General features: G+C 66.0%; 24 protein-coding genes. 10 read left to right on the plus strand and 14 right to left on the minus strand.

All coding sequences use genetic code 11. The features are described 5' to 3' along the window. Positions 1-65: 65 nt before the first annotated feature. Complete coding sequence (locus OCUBac02_RS10810) at positions 66-1,343, minus strand: flavin monoamine oxidase family protein (protein WP_244639159.1); 1,278 nt, start codon at positions 1,341-1,343, stop codon at positions 66-68. Between the two features lie 395 nt (positions 1,344-1,738). Between OCUBac02_RS10810 and OCUBac02_RS10815 the strand changes: the two genes are divergently transcribed. Then, positions 1,739-4,006 carry a TonB-dependent hemoglobin/transferrin/lactoferrin family receptor gene (locus OCUBac02_RS10815; RefSeq protein ID WP_173045546.1) on the plus strand — a complete coding sequence of 756 codons (2,268 nt, stop codon included), beginning with the start codon at positions 1,739-1,741 and terminating at the stop codon, positions 4,004-4,006. A 213-nt stretch (positions 4,007-4,219) separates the two neighbouring features. Here OCUBac02_RS10815 and OCUBac02_RS10820 read toward each other — a convergent pair whose 3' ends face one another. From OCUBac02_RS10820 to OCUBac02_RS10830, 3 genes are all read right to left on the minus strand, one after another. After that, a complete protein-coding gene (locus OCUBac02_RS10820; protein WP_173045548.1) occupies positions 4,220-5,047 on the minus strand; it encodes an RNA methyltransferase in 828 nt (275 codons plus the stop codon). Between the two features lie 176 nt (positions 5,048-5,223). Continuing rightward, complete coding sequence (locus tag OCUBac02_RS10825; protein ID WP_173045550.1) at positions 5,224-6,363, minus strand: dipeptidase; 1,140 nt, start codon at positions 6,361-6,363, stop codon at positions 5,224-5,226. 259 nt (positions 6,364-6,622) lie between these two features. Continuing rightward, complete coding sequence (locus tag OCUBac02_RS10830; RefSeq protein ID WP_173045552.1) at positions 6,623-7,873, minus strand: NAD(P)/FAD-dependent oxidoreductase; 1,251 nt, start codon at positions 7,871-7,873, stop codon at positions 6,623-6,625. Between the two features lie 263 nt (positions 7,874-8,136). On the opposite strand from OCUBac02_RS10830, the gene OCUBac02_RS10835 reads away from it, so the two are divergent. From OCUBac02_RS10835 to OCUBac02_RS10860, 6 genes are all read left to right on the plus strand, one after another. Beyond that, positions 8,137-9,108, plus strand: coding sequence for a hypothetical protein (locus OCUBac02_RS10835; protein WP_173045554.1), 972 nt, complete (start codon positions 8,137-8,139; stop codon positions 9,106-9,108). Positions 9,109-9,152: 44 nt separating this feature from the next. Continuing rightward, entirely contained in the window at positions 9,153-9,845 is a 693-nt protein-coding gene (locus OCUBac02_RS10840) for a glutathione S-transferase family protein (RefSeq protein ID WP_244639160.1), read from the plus strand. A 164-nt stretch (positions 9,846-10,009) separates the two neighbouring features. Next, positions 10,010-10,693: a ribulose-phosphate 3-epimerase gene (gene rpe / locus OCUBac02_RS10845; RefSeq protein WP_173045556.1), complete on the plus strand. Its 684-nt coding sequence runs from the start codon at positions 10,010-10,012 to the stop codon at positions 10,691-10,693. Positions 10,694-10,834: 141 nt separating this feature from the next. Continuing rightward, positions 10,835-12,142 (plus strand): adenylosuccinate lyase, encoded by a 1,308-nt coding sequence (purB, locus tag OCUBac02_RS10850; protein ID WP_173049498.1) that lies wholly within the window; start codon positions 10,835-10,837, stop codon positions 12,140-12,142. Between the two features lie 187 nt (positions 12,143-12,329). Beyond that, positions 12,330-12,908: an RBBP9/YdeN family alpha/beta hydrolase gene (locus OCUBac02_RS10855; RefSeq protein WP_173045558.1), complete on the plus strand. Its 579-nt coding sequence runs from the start codon at positions 12,330-12,332 to the stop codon at positions 12,906-12,908. A gap of 40 nt (positions 12,909-12,948) precedes the next feature. Then, entirely contained in the window at positions 12,949-13,620 is a 672-nt protein-coding gene (locus OCUBac02_RS10860) for a class I SAM-dependent methyltransferase (RefSeq protein WP_173045560.1), read from the plus strand. A gap of 36 nt (positions 13,621-13,656) precedes the next feature. Here OCUBac02_RS10860 and OCUBac02_RS10865 read toward each other — a convergent pair whose 3' ends face one another. Continuing rightward, positions 13,657-14,184, minus strand: a complete 528-nt coding sequence (locus tag OCUBac02_RS10865) for a hypothetical protein (protein WP_173045561.1) — start codon at positions 14,182-14,184, stop codon at positions 13,657-13,659. A gap of 375 nt (positions 14,185-14,559) precedes the next feature. On the opposite strand from OCUBac02_RS10865, the gene OCUBac02_RS10870 reads away from it, so the two are divergent. Further along, positions 14,560-14,838 carry a hypothetical protein gene (locus OCUBac02_RS10870; RefSeq protein WP_173045563.1) on the plus strand — a complete coding sequence of 93 codons (279 nt, stop codon included), beginning with the start codon at positions 14,560-14,562 and terminating at the stop codon, positions 14,836-14,838. 139 nt (positions 14,839-14,977) lie between these two features. Here OCUBac02_RS10870 and OCUBac02_RS10875 read toward each other — a convergent pair whose 3' ends face one another. From OCUBac02_RS10875 to OCUBac02_RS10905, 7 genes are all read right to left on the minus strand, one after another. Further along, entirely contained in the window at positions 14,978-16,093 is a 1,116-nt protein-coding gene (locus tag OCUBac02_RS10875) for a branched-chain amino acid ABC transporter substrate-binding protein (protein ID WP_047580300.1), read from the minus strand. Positions 16,094-16,222: 129 nt separating this feature from the next. Continuing rightward, the gene (locus tag OCUBac02_RS10880; protein WP_047580301.1) at positions 16,223-16,597 is read right to left on the minus strand and encodes a DUF6867 family protein; all 375 of its coding nucleotides are present in this window, start codon (positions 16,595-16,597) and stop codon (positions 16,223-16,225) included. A gap of 2 nt (positions 16,598-16,599) precedes the next feature. Further along, positions 16,600-17,331 (minus strand): ABC transporter ATP-binding protein, encoded by a 732-nt coding sequence (locus OCUBac02_RS10885; RefSeq protein ID WP_173045565.1) that lies wholly within the window; start codon positions 17,329-17,331, stop codon positions 16,600-16,602. Continuing rightward, on the minus strand, positions 17,328-18,194 hold the full coding sequence (locus OCUBac02_RS10890) for an ABC transporter ATP-binding protein (RefSeq protein WP_173045567.1): 867 nt from the start codon (positions 18,192-18,194) through the stop codon (positions 17,328-17,330). The genes OCUBac02_RS10885 and OCUBac02_RS10890 overlap by 4 nt, the downstream gene beginning before the upstream one ends. Next, positions 18,194-19,579 (minus strand): high-affinity branched-chain amino acid ABC transporter permease LivM, encoded by a 1,386-nt coding sequence (livM, locus tag OCUBac02_RS10895; protein WP_047580303.1) that lies wholly within the window; start codon positions 19,577-19,579, stop codon positions 18,194-18,196. The genes OCUBac02_RS10890 and livM overlap by 1 nt, the downstream gene beginning before the upstream one ends. 4 nt (positions 19,580-19,583) lie before the next feature. After that, the gene (locus tag OCUBac02_RS10900; RefSeq protein WP_047580304.1) at positions 19,584-20,507 is read right to left on the minus strand and encodes an ABC transporter permease subunit; all 924 of its coding nucleotides are present in this window, start codon (positions 20,505-20,507) and stop codon (positions 19,584-19,586) included. A 406-nt stretch (positions 20,508-20,913) separates the two neighbouring features. Next, the gene (locus tag OCUBac02_RS10905; RefSeq protein WP_047580305.1) at positions 20,914-21,240 is read right to left on the minus strand and encodes a cupin domain-containing protein; all 327 of its coding nucleotides are present in this window, start codon (positions 21,238-21,240) and stop codon (positions 20,914-20,916) included. 284 nt (positions 21,241-21,524) lie between these two features. Between OCUBac02_RS10905 and OCUBac02_RS10910 the strand changes: the two genes are divergently transcribed. Then, a complete protein-coding gene (locus OCUBac02_RS10910) occupies positions 21,525-22,040 on the plus strand; it encodes a flavin reductase family protein (RefSeq protein WP_047580306.1) in 516 nt (171 codons plus the stop codon). 183 nt (positions 22,041-22,223) lie between these two features. Here the strand turns inward: OCUBac02_RS10910 and OCUBac02_RS10915 are convergent, their stop codons facing one another. Further along, entirely contained in the window at positions 22,224-22,634 is a 411-nt protein-coding gene (locus tag OCUBac02_RS10915) for an aconitase X swivel domain-containing protein (RefSeq protein WP_173045569.1), read from the minus strand. Further along, a complete protein-coding gene (locus OCUBac02_RS10920) occupies positions 22,625-23,884 on the minus strand; it encodes an aconitase X (RefSeq protein ID WP_173045571.1) in 1,260 nt (419 codons plus the stop codon). The genes OCUBac02_RS10915 and OCUBac02_RS10920 overlap by 10 nt, the downstream gene beginning before the upstream one ends. Before the next feature lie 147 nt (positions 23,885-24,031). Here OCUBac02_RS10920 and OCUBac02_RS10925 point away from each other — a divergent pair, with 147 nt between their 5' ends. After that, positions 24,032-24,484, plus strand: a complete 453-nt coding sequence (locus tag OCUBac02_RS10925) for a CoxG family protein (RefSeq protein ID WP_173045573.1) — start codon at positions 24,032-24,034, stop codon at positions 24,482-24,484. Positions 24,485-24,563 lie beyond the last annotated feature (79 nt).

Consider the following 24,563-nt stretch of genomic DNA (forward strand, 5'->3'; position numbering starts at 1 on the left):
GTCGTGCTCGCGGGATTTCACCTCTTCGCACATGTGTAGATTTGGAGCGATGTGACGCGGGCAGCTTATGCCTTCAGCCGGGCCACGGCTGCTGCAGCGGCGCGGCCGGCGAGCGTCGCGCCGCCGACCGTCATGGCGCCGCCGCCCGCGGTCGCCTCGCCGGCGATGAAGAGCCGGTTGCCGATCGGCCGGGCGAGGGCATCGCGCGCCGCCTCATGGCCGGGGTCGCAGATCGAGTATGAGCCGCGGGCGAAGGGATCGGTCCACCAGGCGGGGAAGGAGACCGCCTTCACCGCCTTGCGGAAGTCCGCGCCGACCATCTTGACCAGCAGGTCGACGAGATGGGCGCGCGCCTCTTCGGTCCCGGCTTCCGAGAGCTTGCGGGCATAGTCACCACCGCAATAGCCGATGACGATGTCCTGGCCGCCGGGGAACATGTCGAGATTCATCAGACGTTCCGGCGCAGCCGCTTCGAGGAAGCTCGCACCCGGCGTGATACCGAAGCGATCGCCTTCGACCCTGAGGGCGATCTTGGTCAGCGCGCCCATATGCAGGCCGGCAAGGGCATCGCGCGTCGCGGCCGGCAACTCCGGGATGAAGCGGATCGTACCGGCCTTCAGTACGCCGACCGGCACCGTGACGATACAGGCGTTGGCGCTTAGCGTTCCCGAGCGGGTTGTGACCGTGACGCCCGGTCCGTCCCAGCGGATCATCTCGACCGGTTCGTTCAGGCGGATATCGAGCCCCGCCGCCGCGCGCGCGACGAGATTGCCGTAGCCGGAGGGGACGATGAGATCGTCGCCGGACCAAAGGCGCTGGTAATCGCGTGCGGAGATGCGGCTCGATTCCTCGCCGATCGAGAGCAGCAGGCCGGATGCGGCGACCGGCGCCAGCTCCGGGCCGAGATCGCCCAGCAACTCGGCGATCGACATGTCGCGCTGCGTGAGATCGACCGTTTCCAGCCGGCGGTCTATCTGGCCGAAGGCGCTGCGGCGGCGATTGCGGTCGGAATCCGCCATCGGCTTGCCGTCGGCGAAGACCTTGAAGCCGCTGCCCCAGGATTCTGCGGGTGTGGCGATGCCGAGATCGCGGGCGATCTGGACCCAGGGGTTGCGCTCGGCCCAGTGGATGAACATCGCCCCGGCATCATAGGCGGGGCCGAGCGAGGCATCGGTGAAGGCGCGCCCACCGACGCGGCCGCGCGCTTCGAGCACGACTGACCGTCTTCCGGCAGCCCACAAGGTCTGGGCTGCGGCGATGCCGGCGGCGCCGGCGCCGACCACGACGACATCGGCATCCGGGGCCGCGACCGCGCGACCGGTAACGGCGAAGCTCGCGGCCACGGCGCCCGCTCCCGTCAAGATCGTCCGGCGGTCTAGCATCTCTGGAGTCCCATGATGCCCCGCATGTTGGAGCCTTGCCCGAGCATTGCAACGGCAAGCTGTCGAGCGGGCGGGAAGGCACGATCACGAGATCGGGAGCCCGCAGGGCCGCGAGGCACGGCCAAGCGGCGCCAGCTTAGAGTAATGCGATCAATTATTATTCTTTAGACAAATTCTACTATTGTGATCTTCCTGCATCGGAAGATATCCTTCGTTTGTCAGCCAATTGACAGTCATTGAGTCGGTCAATATCCGAATACTGTCTTATCGGGCGGATAAGATCTTGTTTGTATTAATTTAAAACTGTGAAACGCGGCGGCTCCCGTCCGTGGCGTTCAGAAGGACGGGTCAAGGCCATGGGGACGTATTCCGGCAGATTGCGCGAAGGCGTCGCGCTCGGCAGCTTGGTGGTGGTGCTGCTTGCATCGCCCGCCATCGCGCAGCAGCAGGGCCGGGTCCGCACCGCGCCGGTTGCGCAGAGCGCCGAGGCCCCCGTCGTCCTCGACCAGATCACGGTTCAGGGCGAGGGGCAGCCGGGCGGCGCGCTGCTGGGCGGCCCGACGACGACGCGCGTCTCGCGCGAGGAACTCGACCGCCAGCAGATCCAGAGCATTGCGGACCTGTCGCAGCGACTGGAGGCCGGCATCACCTTCAACCGGGTGAACGGCTCGGTGAACATCCGCGGACTCGACGGCGCGCGCGTGCTGACAACCGTCGACGGCATCCGCCAGCCCTTCATCCAGGACAACCGCATCGACCGCAGCATCGGCACCGCCTTCGATTTCGATGCGCTGTCGACGCTCGACCTGCTGCGCGGGGGCAGCGGCAGCAGCACGCTCGGCTCGGGCTCGCTCGGCGGCGCACTGGCGGTGCGCACCCTCGATCCGGAAGACCTGATCCGTCCGGGCAAGACCGTCGGCGGCCTGGCGAAGACCGGCTTCGACACGACCGACAAGGCGGTGTTCGGCAGCGGCGCGGTGGCCGGCCGGTTCCACAATACCTGGGTGCTGTTGCAAGGCGGCTTCCGGAAGGGGCACGAGACCGACAACCGCGGCTCGTACCCGGCGATCGGGGCCGCTCGCACCGAGCCGAACCCGGCCGATTTCAATCAGTACAGCTTCCTCGCCAAGGTGCATCAATACGTAAACGAGGCGCATCGCTTCGGGCTGACCGGCGAGATCTTCAAGCGCGACGAGAAGATCCAAACGCGGACCAGCGCGGTCTCTCTCACCGGAAACTATCGCCCCGGCGCGCACCAGACCAAAGAGGACGTCGAGCGCAAGCGCGTTTCGCTGACCTATGACTACAAGCAGCCGGGCGGCTTCATCGACGAGGCGCATGCCAATCTCTACTGGCAGGGCGTCACACGGAACTCGATCCTCAACGCCTATCGCTATACGAGCGTGATCGGCCCCTATGCCCGCAACAACGAGGTCGAGGAGAAGTCCTTCGGCTTCAACGGCCACCTGATCAAGAGCTTCATCACCGGCCCCGTCTCGCACAAGCTGACGCTCGGCACGGAGCTGCGCGCATCGCAGCTCGACCAGTATTCGGCCGGTCTGGACAGTTGCCGCCGCCCCTACACGGGCGCGTTCACCGCCTGCAACAACCTGCACAGCAACCAGTCCGACACGCCGCGCGTCGAAGGCAACATGCTGGCCTTCTACGCGCATCATCAGTTCGGCTTCCTCAACGATACGCTGCGCCTGACGCCGGGCGTCCGCTTCGACCGGTACGAGGAAAAGCCGAAGGCGACGGCGGCCTATGTCGCGAGCTCGTCCTTCGCCGGGGTGCCGGCCGCTTCCAGCGACGACGCCTGGTCGCCGCGCATCCGGCTGGAATACGACATCGTCAAGAACGCGCCTTACATCAAGGACGTCACCCTGTTCGCGCAATGGTCGAAGGGCTTCCGCGCTCCGACCGCCAGCGAGCTCTATGCGAATTTCGGCGCCGTCGGCACCTATCTGCGCGCCGGCAATCCCGACCTGCGTCCGGAAACCAGCAACGGGATCGATGTCGGCTTCCGCTTCGGCGACAAGGCGTTCGGCGGCTCGGTGACCGTCTTCCACACGAACTACCGCAACTTCATCGAGACGGTGCAGATCGCGCCCCCGGGCGGGCTTTATCCGCAGGGCGGCATCCAGGGCCCGCAGAACGTGGCACGCGTCGAGATCTCCGGCGTCGAGGCGAGCATGCAGTACGCCTTCGCCCCGAACTGGCTGGTGCGCGGCTCCTTTGCCTATACGGACGGCAAGAACAAGGTCGCCGGAACCAGCCTGAACTCGATCCCGCCGGTGCAGGGCATCATCGCCGTCGCCTATGGCAACGAGAACTGGGGCGGCGAGGTCTCGGCGAAGCTGGCCGGCGACCGCAAGAGCGTCGCTGCTACGACCGGCACGGGGCAAGGCTTCCAGGCGCCCGGCTACGCGATCTTCAATGCCACGGCCTGGTGGCGCCCGATGCCGCAGATCGCGGACCTTGAATTGCAGGTCGGCGTCTACAACATCTTCGACAGGAAATACTGGGATGCCGTCACGGTGCCGACGGGCGTGCTGGCACAGGCCCGCGACTATTACAGCGAGCCGGGCCGCACCGTGAAGGCGACGCTGAAATACCAGTTCTGACCGGGCGATTCGAGACCCCCCGACCAGACGAGCCGGCCCTTCGGGGCCGGCTTTTTTTCTGAACTTTCCAGGTTCTCCCGTCATGGTCGGGCTTGTCCCGACCATCTACGCCTTCGCTGGACGAAGGCAGCGTTCAAGAGGTGGATGCTCGCCGCAAGGGCGAGCATGACGCGTGCGAGTTGGGGGGCAACAGAATGCCGCCGGTGAGTCGGATCAGCCCTTGGCCTGATCCGTCTCGTCCGCCTGCCGTGCCAGCAGCCGCGCCTTCTTGGGGCCCTCGACCAGCGACTTGAAGACGCCGCGCAGCGTGCGGGCCTCCTGCTCGGTCATGTCGAGCCGATGCAGGATGTCGCGCAGGTTCGCGGTCATGACCGGCTTCTTGCCGGCGGGGAAGAAGCCGCAGAGATCGAGCTCGGCCTCGAGATAATCGAACATCGACAGGATCATCTCGCGCCTGGCCGGCGGCGAGGGGTTGTTCTCGCGGAAGGGCGGCTCGCCTCCCGTGGTCTTGAACCATTCGTAGCCGTTGAGCAGCACGGCCTGGGCGAGGTTCAGCGAGGCAAAGGCGGGATTGACCGGGAAGGTCAGGATCGCATCGGCGAGGCTGATCTCCTCGTTGGTCAGGCCGATGCGCTCGCGCCCGAACAGAATGCCGACACGCTCGCCGGAGCCGATGCGGCCAGCCACTTCCGGCATCGCCTCGGCCGGGGTGAGCACGCGCTTCATCTGGCCGCGCTCGCGGGCGGTCGTCGCCAGGACATGGTTGAGGTCGGCGATCGCCTCGGCGGCGCTGTCATAGAGCCGGGCGTTCTCCAGGATATGCGTCGCGCCGGAAGCGGCCGCGGTCGCGCCCTTCTTGAGGCCGCCGCCGCTCGGCCAGCCGTCGCGCGGAGCGACGAGGCGCATCTCGGAGAGGCCGAAATTCGCCATGGCGCGGGCGCACATGCCGATATTCTCGGCGAGCTGCGGCTCGACCAGGATGACGATCGGGGCGGCGGCCTGGACGGCCGGGCGGGTGCGGTCGGTGCCGGAACCGGTCATGGGAATCGGGTCTTGTCTTTGCGATGAGGCTGACATCGCGCCCGGATGACCGGGCGTCGGGCTAGCTCATACGTCATGCTCGCCCTCGTGGCGAGCATCCACGTCTTGATCCCGCGTCCGACAAGCAAAGACGTGGATGGTCGGGACAAGCCCGACCATGACGATCCCTGAGTTCGTCAGCCCGCCGCCTTCTCCACCGCCCGCAATACGCGCAGCATGTTGCCGCCGGCGAGCTTGGCGAGGTTCTCCTCCGACCAGCCACGGCGGATCAGCTCGGCGATCACCGAGGGGAAGGTCGTGGTGTCCTCAAGCCCGTCCGGATTGATCCAGCCGAAAAAGTCCGAGCCGATGCCGACATGGTCGTGGCCGATGCGTTTGGCGAGATACTCGACATGGTCGCAGTACTCAGGGAGCGTCGCCTTCGGGCGCGGACCGGACTTGGCGGCGATCTCGGCCTCGACCTTGTCATGGTCGACGCCTTCAGGGCTCTTGCCGTACTGGTCCTTGGCCGGTCGATGCCAGTCGCGCGAGGCCTGGCTGATGAAGTCCGGCACGAAGGTCGCCATTACCACGCCGCCATTGCCGGCGACGCGGTCGAGCACGTCGTCGGGGACGTTGCGCGGGTGGTCGCAGAGCGTGAAGGCATTGGAATGCGACCAGACCAGCGGGGCGCTGGAGACGTCGAGCGCGTCATGCATCACCTTCGGCGCGACATGGGCGAGGTCGATGACCATGCCGAGCCTGTTCATGCGCCGCAGCACATCCTTGCCGAAGGCGGTGAGGCCATTGTGGCGCGGCGCGTCGGTGGCGGAATCGCACCAGTCGGTGGTGTCGTTGTGGCAGAGCGTCATCAGGCGCACGCCGAGATCGTAATAGGCGTCGAGCGCGTCGAGCTCGCCATCGACCGCCGAGCCGTTCTCGATCGTCATGAACAGGGCGATGCGCCCTTCGGCCTTGGCGGCCTCGACATCGGCAGCGGAGAGGCCGGGGCGGAAGACGTCGGCATGGCGCTTGAGGATGTCGCGCATCAGCGCGATCTGGGCGAGGGCGAAGCCGGCGGGATTGGCCTGTTTCGGCGGGACATAGGCCGCGAAGAACTGTGCCGCCATCTTGCCGGCCTGCATGCGCGGGATGTCGGTGTCGCCCTCGGCATGGACCTTGTCGAGGCCGTAGGTGGCGACATCGCCCTTCGCCTTCGCATCCTTGCGGATGACATAGGGCAGGTCGTTATGGCCGTCGATCAGCGGGACGCGATCGAGCAAAGCGAGCGCGGCGGCGTAGGCATTGTCCTGGACGGGCGGTTTGGCGAGGGCCATGGCGAGGTCTCGGTCGGGAATCGGGAGCCGGATCGTGGCAGGGAGCGCGCCGGGAGGCGAGGGGGCGGGACGCAGGTCGGTCATCCCGCACGTAAAGGTGTCATCCCGTGCGTCAAGGTGTCATCCCGCACGCGCTGCGGCACGCAGTGCTGCTGCGCAGATGCGGGATCGCGTGACGAGAAGGCGCCTATTTCTGATGACGGTCCCGTGTCTGCGCAGCAGCGTTGCATGCTGCGGCGCGCACGGGATGACAATCGCTTTATGAAAAGCGCGCCGGAGCGAAGGGCGCCGGATCGACGAAGACCTTCTGGCCGGTGACCATTTCCGCGATCATGCGGCCGGTGACGGCGGCGAGCGTCAGGCCGTGATGGGCGTGGCCGAAGGAGAACCAGAGGCCCTTGTGCTTCGGCGCCGGGCCGATGATCGGCATCATGTCCGGGGTGCAGGGGCGCCGGCCGAGCCAGGGCTCGGCATCGACGCGCTCGCCGAGTGGGAAGAGCTGCTTCGCGATCGGCTCGGCGCGGGCGAGCTGGACCGGTGTTTTCGGCGCGTCGCGATCGGCGAATTCGGCGCCGGTGGTCAGGCGGATGCCCTGCAGCATCGGCGCCAGGAAATAGCCGCGCTCGGTGTCGAGCACCGGATGGTTGAGCACGGCGTTGCCCTGCGGCTTGTAATGCATGTGGTAGCCGCGCTTGACCGCGAGCGGCAGGTGATAGCCGAGCTTCCTGCTGAGCACATCGGCCCAGGGGCCGAGCGCGACGACGACATCCTTGGCCTCGGCCGTGGTGCCGTCGGCGAGGGTGACGGTCCAGCCGGCCCCGTTCTGCTGGAGCGTGCCGGCATCGCCGATGGCAAGCTGACCGCCGAGCTTCTCGAACAGCGCGACATAGGCCTTGGACAGGCCGAGCGGATCGACGACGGTGGTCGGGTCGGTCCAGTGCAGGCCGCCGATCAGGCTAGAATGATCGAGATGCGGCTCCTCGGCCTTGAGGGTCGCGATGTCGAGCGCGCGGTAGTTCAGGCCGAAATCGCGGTTCCAGCGGGCGGCCTCGGCGAGGCGGGTGTCGCGCTCCTTCTCGGTGCGGAACACCTTCATCCAGCCGTCGCGGCGCAGCAGGCTGGTGGCGCCGGCCTCCTGCGCGAGCGCGTCATGCTCGGTGACGCAGTGCTCGATCAGCTTGGCGTATTTATGCGCGATCGCCTCGTGATGGGAGGCGCGCGAATGCATCCAGTAGGAGAACAGGAACGGCGCGAGCTTCGGGATCGCGCTCCAATGGTAGTGCGCGTCGATCGTGTTGTTCATCGCGTAGCGGATGAGCGCACCGAAATCATGCGGGAAGCCGTAGGGGTAGACGCCCTCGCGCTGGATCAGGCCGGCATTGCCGTAGCTGGTTTCCTCGCCCGGCGCGCGCCGGTCGACCAGCAAGGTGGCGCGCCCGGCCTTCTGGAGATGAAGCGCGACCGAGATGCCGACGACACCGGCGCCGAGAACGATCGTATCCACCTTCATGACCTGCTCCTGCCAACCCCTTTTCCGTGAAAATACCGGTTTGCGCCGACTTGTCAGCGGCGCGACCGGATTTTGCGCGGAACGGGCTGATCTTTCGCAATTTCTGCGCCAACATCGTGATGAGGCCTGTCAGGGCCGATGATTGGTGAAAATCTGCGCAATTTTATGCCGGCGCAGGACCGGCCTGCTTTCCCGGCAGGTGACGCTGCGCGCACGGTCAGTCAGTCTGCGTCTGTTTCGCCAGCGATTCCAGAGCCCAGTCGATGCATCCCGCCGCCTTTCTCGCTGCCGCGCTCGCGTGGCTCGGCCGCCATGGCACGCAAGGCTTCGCGCTCTCGATCTTCCTCGGTCTCGCGCTGCCGCAATTCTCGGCGATGGCGCGGCCGGCGCTGCCGATCACGATCTTCTGCTTCACCACGGTCGTGTTCATGCGGCTCGACATGAGCGTGACGCTCGGGCTGCTCCGGCGCCCGGCCAAGCTCGCCGCGAGCTGTGCCTGGCTGATCGCCGGGCCGGTGCTGCTGATCGGCGGGGCGCTGCTGCTGGTCGGGCGCGAGAACCTCGATCCCGGTATCGTGCTCGGGCTTGCGATCATGGGCGCGGCGCCGCCGATCATGTCCTCGCCGGCGGTCGCGATCCTCTACGGGTTCGAGCCCTCGCTGATCATCGCCAGCGTCATCCTGACCACGATCGTCAGCCCGGTCGTCGCGCCGATCCTCGTCGAATTGCTGGCAGGCGCCGCGGTGCCGCTCGACCGCTGGGCGCTGACGCTGCGCCTGCTGATCTTCATCGGCGGCGGCATGACGGTGGCGACCGCGATCCGGCTCTGGCTGGGGCTCGCCCGGATCAAGGCGATGAAGGCCAATCTCGATGGCTTCGGCGTGCTGATGTATTTCATCTTCGCCATCGCGGCGATGGACGGCGTGACCAAGGCCGCGCTCGACAATCCCGGTCTCGTGCTGTTCGTACTGGGATGCGTCTTTGCGGTCTCGGCAGCCGGATTGGTGTCGAGCTGGCTGGCGCTGCGGCTGCTGCCGCGCTCCGAGCGGTTCATGATCGGCTACGGCACCGGGCAGCGGAACATGGGCCTTCTGGTCGCGGCGCTGGGAGCTGGGGTCTCGCCGACCACCTTCCTCTATTTCGCGCTGGCGCAGTTCCCGATCTACCTGCTGCCCTGGCTGCTCGGCGGAATCGCGGCCCGGATTCGCCGCCGGGAGGCTGCTGACGGTCGTTGACGCAGGGGCTTGCGAGGCTTTTCCCGCCGCAGGAGAGCCGCGCCATGATCACCCTCTATTCCGGGCCGCTGAGCCTGTTCTCGCGCAAGGTCGAGATCGCGCTGGCCGAGAAGGGCCTCGCCTTCCAGCGCGTCGTGGTGCCGTTCAACCAGACGACCGGCTATGATCCGCGGCATCCGGAGGTGCTGGCGCTCAACCCGAAGCGGCAGGTGCCGGTGCTGACCGATTGCGGGCTCGTGCTCTACGATTCGACCGTGATCAACGAATATCTCGACGAGGCCTATCCCGAGCCGAAGCTGCTGCCGGATACGCCGGTCGATCGCGCTCGTTGCAGGCTCGACGAGCTTTATGGCGACGAGATCCTGTTCCAGGCGCTGAAGCCCCTGATGCATCGCACGGAGCCGCCTTCGCCGGATCGCGACCGCCGCATCGCGCAGGAGGCCGACGCTCTGATCGCCGAGGAGGGGCTGCTGCGCCATTACGACGTGCTGGAGCAGAAGCTGGCCGGGCGCCCGTTCTTCGGCGGCCGGCTTTCGGTGGCCGATATCGCGCTGTTCATGAGCATGCTCTTCATCCGCCGCCTCGGCGGGCCATCGCTTGACGGCTATCCGGGGCTGGCGGAGTGGTATGCGCGGCTCAAGTTGCGTCCGGCCTTCGTGCAGGTGGTGGCGGAGATGGCGGAAGCGGACCGCAGGCTGTCCTTTCCGGTGGCGATGCGACAGGGGCGGAGCGCCTGAATATTCAGAGCGTCATTCTCGGGCTTGACCCGAGAACCTCTTGCAGGAGGAGGCGCCGGAGCCTCCGTGTCATGAGATGCTCGGGTCAAGCCCGAGCATGACGCGGTTGTATCGGCCCGGTTTCGCGATTGCGGCAGGCGGCTCGGGGCGCTAAACCCGCGGCCATGAGCAGCCCCATCCGCATCGCCCCCTCGATCCTCTCGGCCGATTTCGCCAAGCTCGGCGAGGAGGTGCGCGCGATCGACGCTGCCGGTGCCGACTGGATCCATTGCGACGTGATGGACGGGCATTTCGTGCCGAACATCACCTTCGGCCCCGATGTGCTAAAGGCGATCCGCCCGCACACCAGCAAGTTCTTCGACGTGCATCTGATGATCGCGCCCGTCGACCCCTATGTCGAAGCCTTCGCCAAGGCCGGGGCCGACCTGATCTCCTTCCATGTCGAGGCGGGCCCGCATCCGCACCGCACGCTGCAGTCGATCAAGGCGCAGGGCAAGCAGGCCGGCATCGTGCTGAATCCCGGCACGCCGGCGAGCGCGGCCGAAGCCCTGATCGAGGATGTCGATCTCATCCTGCTGATGACCGTCAATCCCGGCTTCGGCGGGCAGAGCTTCATCCGCTCGGTCGTCGAGAAGGTCGCGCAGGTGAAGGCGCTGATCGGCGACCGGCCGATCGCGCTCGAGATCGACGGCGGGGTAACGCCCGAGACCGCGCCGCTGGTCGTCAAGGCCGGCGCCGATACGCTGGTCGCCGGCTCCGCCGTGTTCAAGGGCGGGCCTTCGGCCTATGCCGGCAATATCGAGGCGATCCGTGGGGCGGCCGAAGCCGCGCGCGGGTCGTGGGTTTGAGATGATTGCCGTTTTCGGCGCCTGCCGTCATGGTCGGGCTTGTCCCGACCATCCACGTCTCGGCGGATCGAGGGCGGTGTTCAAGTCGTGGATGCTCGCCACAAGGGCGAGCATGACGGCGGTGCAGAGGCTGAAACGAGCATGATCCCGCGCTATTCCCGCCCCGAGATGGTCGCCATCTGGGAGCCGCAGACCCGCTTCCGCATCTGGTTCGAGATCGAGGCGCATGCGACCGACAAGCTCGCCGAGCTCGGCGTCGTGCCGAAGGAGGCGGCCGCGACGATCTGGGCTAAGGCCAGGGATGCCGTATTCGACGTCGCACGCATCGACGAGATCGAGCGCGTCACCAAGCATGACGTCATCGCCTTCCTGACGCATCTGGCCGAGATCGTCGGGCCGGAGGCGCGCTTCGTCCACCAGGGCATGACCTCGTCGGACATTCTCGACACCACGCTTTCGGTCCAGCTCGCGCGCGCCACCGATCTCCTGATCGCCGATGTCGATGCGCTGCTGGCCGCGATCAAGCGCCGCGCCTTCGAGCACAAGCTGACCCCGACGATCGGCCGCTCGCACGGCATCCATGCCGAGCCGGTGACCTTCGGGCTCAAGCTCGCGCAGGCCTATGCCGAGTTCGACCGTTGCCGCGCCCGCCTCGTCGCGGCCCGCGCCGAGATCGCGACCTGCGCGATCTCCGGCGCCGTCGGCACCTTCGCCAATATCGACCCGCAGGTCGAAGCCTATGTCGCCGAGAAGATGGGGCTCGCCGTCGAGCCGGTCTCGACCCAGGTGATCCCGCGCGACCGCCACGCGATGTATTTCGCGACGCTCGGCGTCGTCGCTTCCTGCATCGAGCGGCTCGCGACCGAGATCCGCCATCTGCAGCGCACCGAGGTCTACGAGGCGGAAGAGTATTTCTCGCCGGGCCAGAAGGGCTCCTCGGCGATGCCGCACAAGCGCAATCCGGTACTGACCGAGAACCTGACCGGGCTGTCCCGCCTCGTGCGCGGCATGGTCACGCCGGCGCTGGAGAACGTGGCGCTCTGGCACGAGCGCGACATCTCGCATTCGTCCGTCGAGCGCATGATCGGCCCCGACGCGACCGTGACGCTCGATTTCGCCTTGGCGCGGCTCACCGGCGTCGTCGACAAGCTGCTGGTCTATCCGCAGAACATGCGCAAGAACCTGGACCGGCTCGGCGGGTTGCACAATTCGCAGCGCGTGCTGCTCGCGCTCACCCAGGCCGGCGCCAGCCGCGAGGACAGCTACGCCATGGTCCAGCGCAACGCAATGCGCACCTGGGAGCATGGCGAGGACTTCCTGACCAACCTGATGGCCGACAAGGACGTCGCCGAGAAGCTCTCCGCTTCCGAACTCAAGGCGATGTTCGATGAGGGCTATCACTTCAAGCATGTCGACACGATCTTCCGCCGGGTCTTCGGCGACGCTTGAAGCGATCGGTGGGCCGACTTATTTTGATGGCCGGTTCGTCATCCCGCACGCGCCGCAGCACGCCAGTGCTGCTGCGCAGATGCGGGACCGCATGACGGAAAGGCGCTTCTTCGTGAGACGGTCCCGTGTCTGCGCAGCAGCGTTTCACGCTGCAGCGCGCACGGGAAGACAGCTCTACTGACCCATCATGAAATCCTCCGACGTCGATATCCTCATCGTTCCCGGCTGGTCGGGCTCCGGGCCCGACCATTGGCAGAGCCGCTGGGAGACCCGGCTCAAGACCGCGCGCCGCATCGAGCAGGCGGATTGGTACAAGCCCTCCCGCCATGTCTGGGCCGATGAGATCGTCAAGGCCGTGCGCAGCGCGACGCGCCCCGTCGTGCTCGTCGGGCATTCGGCCGGCTGCAGCGCGATCGCGTTTGCCGCCGAACACCTGCATCCCGGCGAGGTCGCCGGCGCCTTCCTGGTCGCGCCGGCCTCCGAGAAGGCGAAGGGCGCGGTGCCCGGCATGGGGCCGGATTTCATCGCGCATCGCCGCGAGACATTGCCGTTTCCCTCGGTGCTGATCAGCAGCGCGACCGATCCCTATTGCACGCAGGATGAGGCCAGGGCGCTCGCCGAGGCCTGGGGCTCGGAATTCGTCGATGCCGGCGATAGCGGCCATCTCAACAGCGAATCCGGGCATGGCCCCTGGCCTGACGGGCTGCTGCGTTTCGCGGGCTTTCTCAAGAGCTTGAGCGTGGTTCCGCAGAGATTGAGTCAATAGCGGTCCGCGCCAGCCTGCCACGAAAACGGACGCTTCCAGGATGGACGCATTCTCCGATCCGCAAGCCGTCTCGCGCTATGCCGAAGGGCCGCCGCGGCTGGTTCCCGGATTCGCCGATCTCCAGCGCATGGCGGGGCTGCTCCTCGCGGAGCGGGCGCCCGACGATGCGCGGATACTGGTGCTCGGCGCGGGCGGCGGGCTCGAAATCCGGGCGTTTGCCTTAGCTCAGCCGGGCTGGCGCTTCGACGGCGTCGATCCCTCGGCGGAGATGCTCGACCTCGCGCGGCGGACGCTCGGCCCGCTAGCCGCGCGCGCCGAACTCCATCACGGCTTCATCGACAGCGCGCCCGAAGGGCCTTTCGACGGCGCTGCCTGCATCCTCACCCTGCATTTCGTCGCGCGCGAGGAGCGCCTGCGCACGTTGCGCGAAGTGCGCCGGCGGCTGAAGCCCGGTGCGGCCTTCGCCGTCGCGCATTTCAGCTTTCCGCAGGGCGCGGGCGAGCGCGATCTCTGGCTGTCGCGCTATGCCGCCTTCGCGGCGGCGTCGGGCCTCGACCCGGAGCAGGCGCGGAAGGCCGCGGCGGCGATCGGCGAGCGCCTGCCGATCCTTGCGCCGGAGGAGGACGAGCATTTGCTGCGCGATGCAGGGTTCAGCGGGGTGAGCCTGTTCTATACGGGCTTCGCCTTTCGTGGCTGGGTGGCGTACACCTGAGCGGGGCTGCTTACGACCCGTAGCCGTCATTTCTCCTCAACGACCGTCTTGGCGCGGCGACGGCATCGGAGGCGGTTGAACGAGCTTTCTGCCGTTGAGCGTCACACCGCTTTGAAAGGCGAGCCAAGTCTCACCTTCTTGAGGATTGCCACCCGCCATGATCCATGAGTTTGAAATTTGCTTGGCCAGCCCCCTGCCTCTGGTTCTGGCGTCTAGTAGTTCCGCAAGCGCGGCCTGCTTCTCCCTAACCGAGACGTCAGGCGCAGCAAATGCAACTAAGATCGCGACGGCCTCCTTCCATTCCACATCATTCGCGTCGCGCCTATCAGCTGATATGAACTTCAACCCCGCATTGTCCTGGCCAGCAGTCATACTCACTACAGAAAGCCCGAAGAACCCAATGCTTTGACTTTGAGCGCTGATGACTATTGGCCGAATTGAAATTCCTCTTCCGAGCTCGCCTTCAACCTGCCGCACTGCTTCTTCGAAGAGCGCCTTAATGGGCTTGGATTCAGCTGCATGGATTATCGCAATAGGTGAGAGGCTCAGAACCGTGCCCGCCAAAACTGCCCCCAACCTACGCCGCGTGTGATGTATCATCCCGACGATCCGCCCTCTTTGATTTAACATCGTTGATGGCGCACTTCTTAAAGGCAAGCAACTGCCAGTTTCCGTCTCCGACCCGTTGCAGACGTTCAGCCCTGCCGGTAGTCGTGGGAGAATTGTGTGAGGCGAAATGAGATCAGCAATCATCCGAGTTTGGTGTTTTCTGCTCGGCCTGGCTCAATTCTGGATTGGCGCTGCTGGATCCTTTCTGGCTGTTCCCGGGGCCTCTTTTGGATCAATGACCTTTCACGCCTTCTTGCCTACGGCCTCAGGAATAACTCTGGTCGCGGGCGCGCTGTTCGGCTGTAGGCGGCCGCTGTCGAAGCAGGTCAAATGAGCGAAAACCTAAAGGCGCGTTGGGACAACTTCGCAGCTGAGATGAAGGCGTCACCCGGCTCGTTGCAGAACCCGGATTTTCTCCAACGTTTCAATGCACTGATGGTGCCTGTCTATGAACTGCAGACGCAATTCGAACGCGAACGTGCGCACCAACGCTTCGTCTCGCAGGCTCCCTGCCCGATTTGCGGAGGAACCGTTACCTATGAATACCGGGCGCCGCTTGTGGGAAGCATGAAGTGCGACACGCCGGCATGCGTCGCACTAAATCTCTAACGCTGCCGTCCGCTCCCGACCCATTGCGGTCATTGGCCGTTACGGACAAAACCACGGCCGCTTCCGTCCAACGAAAAGCCCGCTCCGGATGGCTCCGGAGCGGGCTCTTTGATTCAGGACGTAAGATCAGCCGCCGAGATCAGTTCTCGACATAGGTGATCTTGCCGTCGGCACCCTTCTTCCAGGTGTAGACGGTGTAGTCCGGACGGGTGATGTCGCCCTTCTTGTCGAAGCCGATATCGCCGATCACGGTCTTGACCGGCTGGCCGCCATGCAGCGCCGCCGCGATCTTCTTGGGGTCGACCGAATTCGCGCGCTTGGCGCCTTCGGCCATGATCTGGACGGCGGCGTAGCTGTAGAGCGTGTAGGCTTCCGGCTTGAAGTTCTTGGCAGCGAACTTCTTGACGACGGCGGCCGCCTCCGGGCGCTTCTGCGGGTCCGGCGGGAAGGTCATCAGCGTGCCTTCGACGCCGGGGCCGCCGATCGTGGCGAACTCGTCGGTGGTGATGCCGTCACCCGAGACGAGGACCGTCTTCAGGCCCTGGTCGCGCATCTGGCGCACGATCAGGCCGCCTTCGGTGTGCAGGCCGCCCCAGTAGAGGTAGTCGGCACCGGAGGCCTTGATCTTCGAGACGAGCGCCGAGAAGTCCTTCTCGCCGGCATTGATGCCTTCGTAGAGCACTTCCTTGACGCCGCCGGCGTTGAGGCCCTTCTTGGTCTCGTCGGCGAGGCCCTGGCCATAGGTCGTCTTGTCGTGGACGACGGCGATCTTCTTGTCCTTGAAGTTCTTCAGCAGATAGGCCGAGGCGACGCTGCCCTGCTGGTCGTCACGGCCGCAGGTGCGGAAGGTGTTCCACAGACCGCGCTCGGTGATCTTCGGGTTCGTGGCCGAAGGCGAGATCATCAGGATGCCGTTCTCGGCATAGACCTCGGAAGCCGGCATGGTGACGCCGGAGTTGAAGTGGCCGAGCACCCATTTCACGCCGTCGCCGACGAACTTGTTGGCGACCGAGACGCCCTGCTTCGGATCGGAGACGTCGTCGCCGAGCGAGATCGTGATCTTCTGGCCGAGGACGCCGCCGGCGGCGTTGATATCCTCGACGGCCTGCTCGGCGCCGTTCTTGAGCTGCGCGCCGAACGCGGCGTTGGGGCCGGTGATCGGGCCGCCGACACCGAGCTTGATCTGCGCGTTGGCCATGCCGGAGAAGGCAAGGACCGCGCCGAGCGCAATGCCGCCCAACAGCAGTTTCTTCATGTGATGCAACTCCCCTGTATTGATTGATCAACGGGCTGGACGGGCCGCCCGTCTCGGCGCGTGATGGCCACCGTGAGCCGCAGTCTTGCGCTTTTCCGATGGTCTGTCACGCGACAAGCTCGTTAGCTTTTAGAGCAACTCGGGTCGTATTTCGGCGCCGGCCCGCGGTTTCCAGCCGAAGGGGCCGGCGGGCTCGAACAGCCAGTGATATTGCCGCGTCATCTGCTTGGCGCGGGTGTAGCGCCAGCCGGCATAGCCGAAAGCGACCAGAACGATCGTGTCGACGATGTAGTAATGGACCGTCAGCAGCGTCGCCTCGAACAGCGCGAAATGGATGAAGCGCACGAACAGGCCCAGCGCCAGCATGTAGACGACGAGCTGCCATTGCGACCGCCAGGTCAGCGCGATGGCACGCCCGGCCATCCAGGCGAGCCAGCCGCCCATCACGACCGTCACCAGGAGGAACAGCCAGATCGTCGGTTCTTCGTAGAGGATGCCCTGCATCGTCAGTGCCTCCCGCCTTCGAGATAGGCTGCCCGCACCTGCGGGTCGGCGAGCAGGTCCTTGCCGGTGCCGCTCATGGTGATGACGCCGTTGACCATCACGTAGCCGCGATGGGCGAGCTTCAGGGCATGGAAGGCGTTCTGCTCGACCAGGAAGACGGTCAACCCTTGTGTCCGGTTGAGCTCGCGGATCGCCTCGAAGATCTGCTTCACGATCAGCGGCGCGAGGCCGAGCGAAGGCTCGTCGAGCAGCAGGAGCTTGGGACGGGCCATCAGCGCGCGGGCGATGGCGACCATCTGCTGTTCGCCGCCCGAGAGCGTGCCGCCGCGCTGCTGCAGGCGCTCCCTGATGCGCGGGAAGAGCACGCAGATCTTTTCGAGATCCTCGTCGAAATGCTCGAACTTGCGGACGGCGGCGCCCATCTGCAGGTTCTCGAACACCGTCATGCGCGGGAAGATGCGTCTTCCTTCCGGGGATTGAGCAATACCCAGTCTCGCGATCTCGTGGCTCGGCATCCGCGTGATGTCGCGGCCCTCGTAGGTGATCGAGCCTTCGCGGGCCTGCGGATTGCCGAAGATCGTCATCATCAGCGTGGATTTGCCGGCGCCGTTGGCGCCGATCATGGTGACGATCTCGCCGGGATTGACGTCGATATCGACGCCCTTCAACGCGATGATCTTGCCGTAATAGGTCTTGACGCCGCGGACGGCCAGAAGAGGCTGGGCTTGAGTCACGAGATGCCGACCTCCGCTTCGACCTCTTCGACCTCCTCGTCATCGACGCCGAGATAGGCGGCGATGACCTTCGGGTCGGCCTGAATCTCGGCCGGCGTGCCGTCGGCGATCTTGGTCCCGTAGTCGAGGACCACGACATGGTCCGAGATTTCCATGACGACAGACATGTCGTGCTCGATCAGCAGCAGCGCCGTGCCGAGGTCCTTGCGGATCGAGAGCAGCAGCGTGTTGAGGTCGAGGCTCTCGCGCGGGTTGAGGCCCGCGGCCGGCTCGTCGAGGCAGAGCAGGACCGGGTCGGTGCACATGGCGCGTGCGATCTCCAGCCGGCGCTGGTCGCCATAGGGCAGGTCGGCGGCGGGATCGTCGGCGCGATGGGTCAGGTTGATCTTGTCGAGCCAGAACTCGGCCTTCTCGATCGCCTCCTTCTCGCGGTCCTTGTAGCCGCCGATGCCGAGCACGCCGAGGAAGGTGAAGCCCGAGGCCGCCATCAGGGGGTTGTGCTGGGCGACGAGCAGGTTCTCCAGCACGGTCATGCCGCCGAAGAGGCGGATGTTCTGGAAGGTGCGGGCGACCTTGGCCTTCCAGGAGATGCGGAAGTCCGGCATGCGCTCGAGCAGGTAGCTCGTGCCGTCGTCATGGTTGAGCGAGACCATGCCCTGCGTCGGCTTGTAGAAGCCGGTGATGCAGTTGAAGACGGTGGTCTTGCCGGCGCCGTTGGGGCCGATCAGCGCGGTGATCTCGCCCTTGCGGGCCTGGAAGGAGAGGGCGTTGACGGCGGTGAGGCCGCCGAAGCGCATGGTGACCTGCTCGACTTCGAGCAGGGCGCGGCCCTGCGGCGTCAGGTGGGGAGCTGTCGTGGCCATCAGCCGTGCCCCTCCTGGACGAGATCGGAGGAGATCGCCTTCTTCTCCTTGAGGAAGGCGGTGGGCTCGCGGGTCGAGATCAGGCCGCGCGGCTTCCAGATCATGATCACCACCATGGCGAAGCCGAAGATCAGCATGCGGTACTTCGTCGGATCGAAGTCGTTGCCGAAGATCTGCTTCATCCACTCGAGCTCGCGCAGCAGCTCGGTGCCGCCGATCATCGCGATCGCGGCGATGGCGCAGCCCCAGAGCGAACCCATGCCGCCGAGCACGACGATGGCGAGGATGACGGCCGATTCCATGAAGACGAAGGATTCAGGCGAGATGAAACCCTGACGCGCCGAGAAGAAGGCCCCGGCGAAGCCGCCGAACATGGCGCCGATCGAGAAGGCGGTGAGCTTGGTGTTGGTGGTGTTGATGCCGAGCGAACGGCAGGCGATCTCGTCCTCGCGCAAGGCTTCCCAGGCGCGCCCGACGGGCAGGCGGCGCAGGCGCAACGTCACGACCGCCGTCAGGAGCGCCAGGCACAGGATGAGATAGTAGAGGAAGATCGTTCGGTAGAGCGGCGTGAACTCCAGGCCGAAAACGGCGGCGAAACCGTCATCCGCCGCCGTGAAGGGAATGCCGAAGAAGGTCGGGCGCGGAATGCCGGAAATACCGGCATAGCCGTTCGAGAATTCGGTCCAGTTGATCAGGACGAGGCGGATGATCTCGCCGAAGGCCAGCGTCACGATCGCGAGATAGTCTCCGCGCAGGCGCAGCACGGGGAAGCCGAGCAGCATGCCCCAGAAGGCGGCGAGGATGCCGGCGAGTGGCAGCAGCAGCCAGAAGGACAGGCCGAAGTTCTTGGCCAGCAGCGCGTAGGAATAGGCGCCGACGGCGTAAAAGGCGACGTAGCCGAGATCGAGCAGGCCGGCGAGGCCGACGACGATGTTCAGGCCCCATCCGAGCATGACGTAGATCAGGATCTGGACACCGAAATTATCGATCCATTTCAGCGCGCCGCCCCAGCCGGCGAGCCCGATCGCGATCACAGGGAACGTGACGAGGAAGCCCAGCCCGAACAGCGAGAAGACGCGCGAATGGCGCTGGAAGAAGGCGGTGGTACCCTCGGGCAGGATGCGCATCGCCGCCTTGCCCTGCTGCTGGCCCTGCTTGCGCAGCGCGACCAGGAAGCGGCCGACGAAGACGATGGCGACGGCCCAGGCGACGGCGTCCCAGCGCGGGTCGAGCACCAGGACATTGTCCAGGTTCTGGCGCGTGCCCCAGGCGATGATCGGGATGCAGAGGCCGAAGGTGACCAGGGCGGCGAAGCCGGCCTCCTTGAAGGCCGCTTTCAGATCGCGGCCTGGAGCGGCCGGGTTTGCGGTCGGATTGCTCGCCATGGGCTCAGACCTTCTCGACTTCCGGGCGCCCGAGCAGGCCGGAGGGCATGAAGACCAGCACGATCGCCAGGATGCAGAAGGCGGCGACGTCCTTGTAGTCGATGGTGAAATAGGCCGACCACATGACCTCGATCAGCCCGATCAGCAGGCCGCCGATCACCGCGCCGGGGAGCGAGCCGATGCCGCCGAGCACGGCTGCGGTGAAGGCCTTGACGCCGGGCGTGAAGCCGTCGGCGAAGTTTACGACGCCATAGAGCACGAGGTACATCACGCCGGCCACCGCCGCGAGCGCGGCACCCATGATGAAGGTGATCGAGATCGTGCGGTCGACGTCGATGCCGAGCAGCGCCGCCATCTTGCGGTCCTGTTCGCAGGCACGCTGGGCGCGGCCGAGCGGCGTCTTCTGTACGATGTACCAGAAGGCTGCGAGCAGCACTGCCGTCGTCAGGATGATGACGATCTGCTTGTAGGAGATCTGGACCGAATAGGTCGTGCTCTCGATCAGGGTGATCGACTTGTTGAGCAGTGGCGGGATCGACTTGTTGCGCGGGCCCTGCACGACCTGCACGAAGTTCATCAGGAAGATCGACATGCCGATCGCCGAGATCAGCGGCGCGAGGCGGAAGGAGCCGCGCAGCGGCCGGTAGGCGACCCGCTCGATCGTCCAGTTCCACAGCGAGGTGAAGAACATCGCCAGTCCCAGCACCGCCACGAGCGCCAGCATGACCATGCCGGCGCCGGTACCGACCACTGCCGTGATCAGCATGAAGAAGATCAGCGCGATGAAGGCGGAGAGCATGAAAATATCGCCGTGGGCGAAGTTCACCATGCCGATGATGCCGAAGACCATCGTGTAGCCGATGGCGATGAGACCGTAGATCGATCCCAGTGTCAGCCCATTGATGAGCTGCTGCAGGAAGACTTCCATGAAAACGCCGACCCCTCGAACCAGCTCCCGTTCTCGTCACCGGCATGACACCGGCGCATGCGGGATGCGATTGCCGTGCAGAGCTACCAACGGCTCGTGCCGGGGACAATCGCCCGGTGCCATTTTTCTGTCAAAAGCAATTACGAACGAAACGGCGCGAAAATGTGCAGAATACTCTGCGATATGGCAGGCATTCTGCGCATGATGATTGCGTTCCGGGCTGTGAAAACTCCGTCGAACCGCATTTCCTGCGGCACCTGACATAATCCTCCGCCATGCGCCGGGCGCGGCTCATCCCAAAGACGAATACGAAAAGCCGATCGACGGATTGGAAAAATGCATGGATCGGCACCGCATCGCGGCCAGGTTCAGCGGTGCCGGCGCGATTGGTCATGCGCTTCCGCGATCAAGGCAGGGAAAGCTCCTTGAGGGCACCGGGCTGCTTCACCTCGATCTCGACGAAGGCGATCGGATGATCGGAACCGTTCATCACGTCGTGGCGGATGCCGGCGGGGCGCATATAAGCCTGGCCCTGCGCCAGCGGCACGTCTGTGACATCGGTGCCGTTATGGATCCGCAGCGTTCCCGCGACGAGCATCACCACGAAATAGGGCCAGCCATGCTCGTGCCAGCCGGTCACGGCACCGGGCTCGAAATCCCAGCGGGTGATCCGGATCGTCTCGTCGTCCTGCTGGACGGTCGGCGTGGCGGGAATCGTGCAGGCAAAGGCCATCGGGAACTCCTTGGTCGCAGCGCCGGCTCGCTGCCGCTGGCCGGCTATCCGCCAGGCTCCAGCCCGGCCGCTGGCAGCCGACATTGGCCGAGCCTGAGGGATCGCCCTCGCGATATCAAGTTACGGCCCATGGGACCGCCCGTTAACGGAAGGGGGAGGGCTTTCTGCTATATCCCGGGCGTGCCGGAGAGAGCCGCCGGTCTCGCCCTGACTGGCGCCGGTGCCATCCAGTCTCTACATGGACTGCTGTTCCGACAGAGCGGGACAGCGAACCGATCGAGCTGATGACGAAGACCGTCCATCCCCTGCCACCGCTGGACCATCCGGACGCCCATGTCTTCCGCGATGCCATGGCGCAGGTCGCGAGCGCCGTGCATGTCGTGACCACCGACGGGCCAGGCGGGCGCGTCGGGCTGACGGCGACGGCGGTCGCCTCCGTCTCCGATGCGCCGCCGACGGTTCTCGTCTGCATCGCCCGCGGCAGCCGCACGCTGGCGGCTATCGAGGCGAGCCGGACGTTCTGCATCAACACCTTGCCGGAACAGCTCGTCGATCTCGCGGAGATATTCGCGAGTCGCAGGGGTATCGAGGGCGAGGCGCGTTTCGAGACGGCCCGCTGGGGGCAGCTCGCCACAGGGGCGCCGGTCCTGCTCGATGCGATCTCGGCCTTCGACTGCCGGCTGATCGCGACGCATGATGTCGCCAGCCATCGCATCGTGATCGGCGAGGTCGCCGGTCTCGGCGGAGCCGGGCGCGGGGCCGGGCTGATCTATCGCCATCGCCGCTTCAGCGGGGTCTAAAGGCGTATCGAGTTTCACCCTTGTCATCCCGGGGCGCGCCGCAGGCGCGAACCCGGAACCCACGACCGGGTGAAACATGGGGCGCCCTGTTGTAGCCCGCTCGCCCAGTCGTGGGTTCCAGGTTCTTCGCTGACGCGAAGCCCCGGAATGACAAAGGTGGTTGTGACCCGGACAGAACAGCCGCTAAGCCGCCGCGATCAATCCCTCCGCCGAGATCGCGATCCTGCGATCGGCGAGCGCTTGCTGGTCTGCTGCCGGCAGGCGGAAAGCCGGCGGCGTCGGCCAGCCCATCTCGCGGGCGACGACGAGGCCGAGCAGGAGGATCGCGTCCGGCGCATCCATCAGCAGGGCGGCCGGCGCCTTGCCGGCATGGACCAGCTCCAGCAGCACGGCCGAGGCCGAGGACGAGCCGATCGTGCCCGGCAAGGCGAGGATGCGGCCGGCGATGTTCTGGCCGCGCTCGGGATGTCGGGCATCGATGATCGTGCCGCTCGCGGGATCGACGCCGCCCCAGAAGCTGATCGGGGCGGTGAGGGCCAGGCAGGTGCCCGTCGCGGCGTCGCCGGGCAAGATAATTTCGGCCTTCAGCGCCATGCGCGGGTTTCCCTGACGAGGTGGCCGGCGACCGCGCTTTCGACGCATTCCGAGAGCGAGCCATAGGTCACGGCATAGCCGGTATTGCCCGGGGCGTAATGGGCGAACTTGCCGGAATTGGTCAGCAGCACCGCGCCCTCCAGCTCCGGCAGGATCGGCGTGACCACGACGCAGGTATCGACCACGAAGACGACGCCCGCCGCTTCCAAGGCGCCGCGCCGGCCCTGCGTCTCCAGCGGGCCGACGACATGGCGGCCGGTATTGGCGTAGAGCGGCACCTTCAGCCGGCGCCCGGCCATGAGGCGTTCGAGCTCCCCGATCTCGGCGAGCGAGAGATGCGGCGAGCCGATGGCGACGGCATCGACGCGGTCCGTCATGCCGGCCGTCGAGAGGCGGGCGAGGGCGGTGGCAACGTCGTTCGGCGTCAGCGCGATCGTTTCGCGGGGCGCGATGCCGGCCAGCGCGGTCGCGGCGTCCGGGGCCTCCGGCGTCACGCCCGCGACATGGAACAGCCCGACGCCGCCGGCCGAGGCGGCCGCGGCGCCGAGCGCCTTGAGCCGGTCTTCGGTGGTGCAGTCCTGCAAGCCCTCGATCACCGCGACGTCGCTGCCGGCCCGGCGGCCGAGGATGGTGCCGAGCACGGGATAGAACACGTCGCTACAGCGGAGTTCGCGCGAGAGACCACGCACATCGATCAGCAGGGTCGCGATCCGGTTCACGGGCCGATGCAGGCCGTAATCGGGGGCGCGGCCGGCGATGGCGCAGGCGATGTCGAGGAAATCGCCATAGCGGTTGGTGCGGGCGCCGAGCACCGAATTGCAGAACACGACCGCGTTGGATTCGCCCCAGGCGACGTGGCTGCCCTGCGCGGGTCTGTGCCCGGCCTGATAGGGCGCGCAGGTCCAGCTCGGCTCGCAGCCCATCGCCTCATAGGCGCGCATCATGCGCCGGGCCATGTCGCGCTCATGCGGCGGCAGACGGATCGCGGCGCAGCCGGCAGGTGCAAGCGATCCGACGTTCAGGCTGGCCCGCACGCCGACGCGGGCACCGCCCGCGACCAGCCTCTCGGCGAAGAGCGTGCCGGAATCGCCGTGGTAGAGCGCGCCGTCGATATGGGCGGATGCGATCGGGATCAGCCGCGGCGCGCCCATCATGCGGCCGGCCTCGGCGACGATCCGCATCGCCATGGCCGCGCCTTCGCCGGCGTCGCCGCCGGCCATTGCGCGCTCGTCTTGGGTGAGTTCCAGCATCGGTTCTCCCGGATCGGCAAGGGTTCCATGCCGGGCGCCTCTTGTGCAGGCGGGGGCTTTGCGACCATGGATAGGGAACTGGATAACCTTCGAACCGCGCCGGCCGCAATCGTCCGTGTCGCGGTGACCTCATGCGGGAGACAGGCCATGGCGATGACGATGAACGGCGAGGCGACATTGCCGGCCGCCAAGGATGTGGTCTGGGCCAAGCTGAACGACCCTGAAGTGCTGAAAGTCTGCATCCCCGGCTGCGAGCAGCTCACCAAGGACGACGACACGCATCTCTCGGCCGTGGTGAAGGTGAAGCTCGGCCCGGTGAAGGCGACCTTCAAAGGCAAGGTCGAACTCAGCGAGCTCGATCCGCCGAACGGCTATCGCATCTCGGGCGAGGGTGAGGGCGGGATCGCCGGCTTCGCCAAGGGCGGGGCGCGAGTCATGCTGAGCGATGCGGAGGGCGGCCAGACCCTGCTGCGCTACGATGTCGAGGCGCAGGTCGGGGGCAAGCTGATGCAGCTCGGCTCGCGCCTGATCGATTCGGTTTCGAAGAAGCTCGCCGACGAGTTCTTCGCCAATTTCGCCAAGGCGGTGAGTGAGGGCTGAGCCATTCCATGCCCGCCATGCTCGGGCTTGACCCGAGCGTCTCCGGCAAAAAAATGGGCTCCTTGAATCCTGCCTGAGA

The sequence above is a fragment of the Bosea sp. ANAM02 genome (genome assembly GCF_011764485.1).
Lineage (GTDB): Bacteria > Pseudomonadota > Alphaproteobacteria > Rhizobiales > Beijerinckiaceae > Allobosea.